Consider the following 3,594-nt stretch of genomic DNA (forward strand, 5'->3'; position numbering starts at 1 on the left):
TCTCGGGTCAGGTCCGCCGCGTCACAGCTTCCATCCGTCGCGAGATGAAGCGTCGCGCGGCTGTCGAGCCCGTCATCGGCCACGTCAAGGCCGAGCACCGCATGGACAGAAATTATCTCAAGGGACGCCTCGGCGACCGCATCAACGCTGTTCTCGCCGCTGCCGGCTATAACTTCGGCCTGCTGCTGCGATGGCTCGCAGAGCTCTTGCGTGTCATCATCCGAGCCTTCTTCGAGACCGTCCCGGCTCGAAACACCGCTTAAGCCGGGCGCCGGCGCCAGTTCTTCACGAACGACTCGAGAATGAAGTGCGCGATAGGCGCGCGAAGACTAGAAACGTTGATCGCTTCACCCTCCAAAGCTGTCGAGATCGTAGCAGGCCCACGCCCAAGCCGTTGTGCCGGGAACAACTTTGCTGCCGGCTGCTATCATTCCAGCAACCTTGCAGTCCGATAGTGTCGCCATGTATCCCTTTAGGATCGTTATTCCACCATCTTCTCTCTGGTAGGTAACCACGCCTAACGCGCCGGATAATCCCTGCTGGAGGGTAGTGTCGTGGCAGACATAGGAGGCGGAAGAGCCGGGCGTCGCAGTCGCGGCTTTGATCGCTGCCTCACCCATCTTCCGGCACTCGTCTATGTTTTGTGAGGGCTGAGCGGTGATGTTGATCGTGGCTAAAACGCTCAGTTGCGTCGAAGCGACTATAACGATGAGCGGCGACATGGCGACGGACCACCTTAATCATCACGGCGTAGTTGCTCTGAGCGCATCAGGCCATCGAAGACGGATGGGGTAGGCCATTGCGCGCACCTTTCTTGGTCGATGTCTTCGATCGCTCTGTTTGCCCGCACATATAGCCGCCTGCTGTGCAAGTCACATTGACTACGGATACCGCCGCGTCGGCGATGAGAATGGTATGGTTTCGAGCCGGGTTGATGCTCATGGGCGGTGCTCCTCATGCGCAGCGTCGGAGATGATCTTGATCAACCTAAAAAGCGTGAGTGGATGTTCGCATATAAGTTCTGTGGTCGTCAGCGCGAACTCGTCAGGGCCCCCGCGCTGGCGGATGGACTCCCGAAGTGCGGCGAGCTTCTCGGGATCCGCGGAGCGAATAGCCGCTTCGAAAGCCGGAACGAATTTGAGCCTGTCTCATTGCAGCATGCTCTTTATGACGAGAGGTTCGGTTTTGGAGGCGACTTTGGTGGCGGCCTAATTGCCATAAGCTCCGCAATCGCGGCAAGTACGACGCTCGTTTCCGCCCTCCCTTCGGATCATTCTTTGAGCGACGCTATCGCGTTCTCCAAGGCCTCCCGCAGCCCCCATGTCGCCGAAGACCATGCGACCTGTGGCTACAAAAGACGCGGGCGTCTGGAGGAACCACCCGCGCGGAGTTTGCTACGCCAAGCTTGGTCTGTCTGGAGTTGCGTGAAGAACAGCCAAGCCGATAAGCCGCTCAGCAACTCGCATGCCAGACGGGCACTATGCAGGAGTGAAGACAAACAGCGCGTTAATCGACAGAGCGCAATCTCTGAGGCCGACGCGACAGAAATGCGTGCAAGCGGGGCTGCTGACGGACCGCCCGCACGAAGTTTCCCATCGAAGCGTGGCCCTCGCGAGGATCACAACTAAAGCGACCAAGCCGCCTGGCTCAGCAACCCGCGTGCCACACGGCTGGAGAAGACGACGAGACGGCGAAGCGGTAAGCTATCACGGCGCGCAATTAACTGCTCGCGCCGCTTCCGGGCATGCATGTCGTTAACCCGATGCGGCTTGGACGAAAGCAGACGCGCGGCTTATGGCGCCGGGGACGTGGGGGGGGATCGGATCGACCTTGCGAGAAACTCGACGAACCGGCGTACCCGTCTCACGTACTTCTCGGACACGCCCTTCTCACGACGGATGCCGGGACATCGACGCGGTGCCGAGCGAACCGATCGGTGACGCCATCCTCGATGTCGGCGACTGCGACTTTGGCCAGCGTCAGCCATTGCGCGAGGTGACGGCTGCGGCGTCATAGCCGCTCACCATCAAGCTCGTATGCCCCAACACCGTCAGGTGTCGTGCGAACTCCGTCACCAGCGGGGCGAGATCGCCTGCGTCCATGCAGCGCTGCCCGTGGCAGTGAGTCCCACTCGACTTGGCCATTCCTTGTCTCCCTTTCGTTGCCATCAAGACAGGAAGGGAGGCCTCAGATTATGCGGAGCGAGGAAGAGGGCACTGGGAACTAAACTGTAGATAACGGAGCGGATCTTGGATCGAATGCCCGCGCGCTCCGCATAATCGTGGGTTCCGCATAATTTCTGAAGTCCACAGGCTGCGTCGCCACGTAAATTATGAGGCTCGCGGGCGGCGTCAGCATGAACGTGTCCGTTGAAGCGCCAAGAACACATCACTCGACACAGCAAGGCCAGGCACCTCCACTCGTGCTCCCTGGAGTTCAACCGTCACAACGGCTGCTTCCGGCGACCCGGTGGGCTCTGCGGCCGCAGGTAGCGCCGATTCCGATACTACCGGCACGAACGAAAGCGTGTTCGCCGAAGCCGGCAGCACCAACTGGCCCAAACGCGCGGCCAGTGGTTCGCGCAATTCCCCGAATATTAGCCAGCGTTCCCGCGCCGCCCGTGATATACGAGACAGTCGTGCCACTAAGCGTTCCCGGCCCTCTGCTATGAGCGAGCACAGTTCCTCGGGTGAAGAGCTTGTCGCCATTCTCGAATGGCATAGACCGTGTATATGCTGCCGGGACCATTATTGTCGACGTAGTCGGAAACGCCACGCGTCCACGTTTCCTTGATCTTCAAACCATGGACGACAGGAGCGTTAGTCGGAAAAGTGCGATAAATTTCAAATGAACTCGCCTGAGCCCGCGACGTCGCCGACGTCGAGAAACTTTGTTGTGTGTATTTTGCATTTCCGCGCCCGCTTTGTAGGACACACGCTGCGTCTGTTGCGCGAACGCGATCGCTGATCGGGACGGTGACACAGCAGAGCTGATGTCGTTAGAATGGTAGCGCGTCGTATCATGGCAACCTCCTGGACTAGCAACCGAACGCCTTTGTGACGTTCCGGCCTCGTGATTTACGGCGCTATTTCGCGGTAACGCTAAACTCAGAGTTGTCCGTGCCCGTGACGCGTGCGTCAACGTTTCGTTCCGTCCTAAGAGCCTGCAGAGCACGTCGGCACGACTATCTTCGACCCTCGCGTCAAAGCTTCCCAAGTGGAAAGGTTGCGATCAACAACAAAAGCTACTGTACCTCAAGGATCATTTCGACTTCGACCGGGGCATGGCGCGGAAGCGCCGCCACGCGCAGTGAGGAGCGAGCATGTCTACCATCGATTCGCCGAACACCTCGACCATTAGGTCGGAATATCCATTGATCACCTTGGCTTAGTCACCGAAGTCATCGGCCGAGTTAACCATGCCGACCACTTTAACAACGCGTTTCACGCGATCGACGCTACCCAGCGCCGCTCGCTCCTTTGCCAGCGTGATCAAGCCTGCTTGCTTGGCAGCCTCATGGCCTTATTCGTCGATCAGATCCCGTCCGAGCTTACCCTTCGGCTCGCTCGAGACTGCCCGCCATGAACAGGAGAT

The 3,594-nt window shown here is 59.0% G+C and carries 4 protein-coding genes; 1 reads left to right on the plus strand and 3 read right to left on the minus strand.

Annotated elements, in window-relative coordinates:
* The coding region (locus J6525_RS46035) for a transposase (RefSeq protein ID WP_512699755.1) at nt 1–263 on the plus strand (263 nt) is incomplete at its 5' end.
* 84 nt (nt 264–347) lie between these two features.
* On the opposite strand, the gene J6525_RS46040 is transcribed toward J6525_RS46035, so the two are convergent.
* The 3 genes from J6525_RS46040 to J6525_RS46050 form a co-directional block, all read right to left on the minus strand.
* Entirely contained in the window at nt 348–722 is a 375-nt protein-coding gene (locus J6525_RS46040) for a hypothetical protein (RefSeq protein WP_225649569.1), read from the minus strand.
* Between the two features lie 46 nt (nt 723–768).
* Nucleotides 769–942 carry a hypothetical protein gene (locus J6525_RS46045; RefSeq protein WP_225649570.1) on the minus strand — a complete coding sequence of 58 codons (174 nt, stop codon included), beginning with the start codon at nt 940–942 and terminating at the stop codon, nt 769–771.
* A 1,037-nt stretch (nt 943–1,979) separates the two neighbouring features.
* On the minus strand, nt 1,980–2,144 hold the full coding sequence (locus J6525_RS46050) for a hypothetical protein (protein ID WP_225649571.1): 165 nt from the start codon (nt 2,142–2,144) through the stop codon (nt 1,980–1,982).
* Between the last annotated feature and the right edge of the window lie 1,450 nt (nt 2,145–3,594).

It is taken from the genome of Bradyrhizobium australafricanum (assembly GCF_020329495.1).
Taxonomy (GTDB): domain Bacteria; phylum Pseudomonadota; class Alphaproteobacteria; order Rhizobiales; family Xanthobacteraceae; genus Bradyrhizobium; species Bradyrhizobium australafricanum.

Bases quoted from the DNA above. Each gene is read 5' to 3' on its own strand.
- J6525_RS46040 (WP_225649569.1), bottom strand. From the start codon at position 722: ATGTCGCCGCTCATCGTTATAGTCGCTTCGACGCAACTGAGCGTTTTA.
- J6525_RS46045 (WP_225649570.1), bottom strand. From the start codon at position 942: ATGAGCATCAACCCGGCTCGAAACCATACCATTCTCATCGCCGACGCG.
- J6525_RS46050 (WP_225649571.1), bottom strand. From the start codon at position 2,144: ATGGCCAAGTCGAGTGGGACTCACTGCCACGGGCAGCGCTGCATGGAC.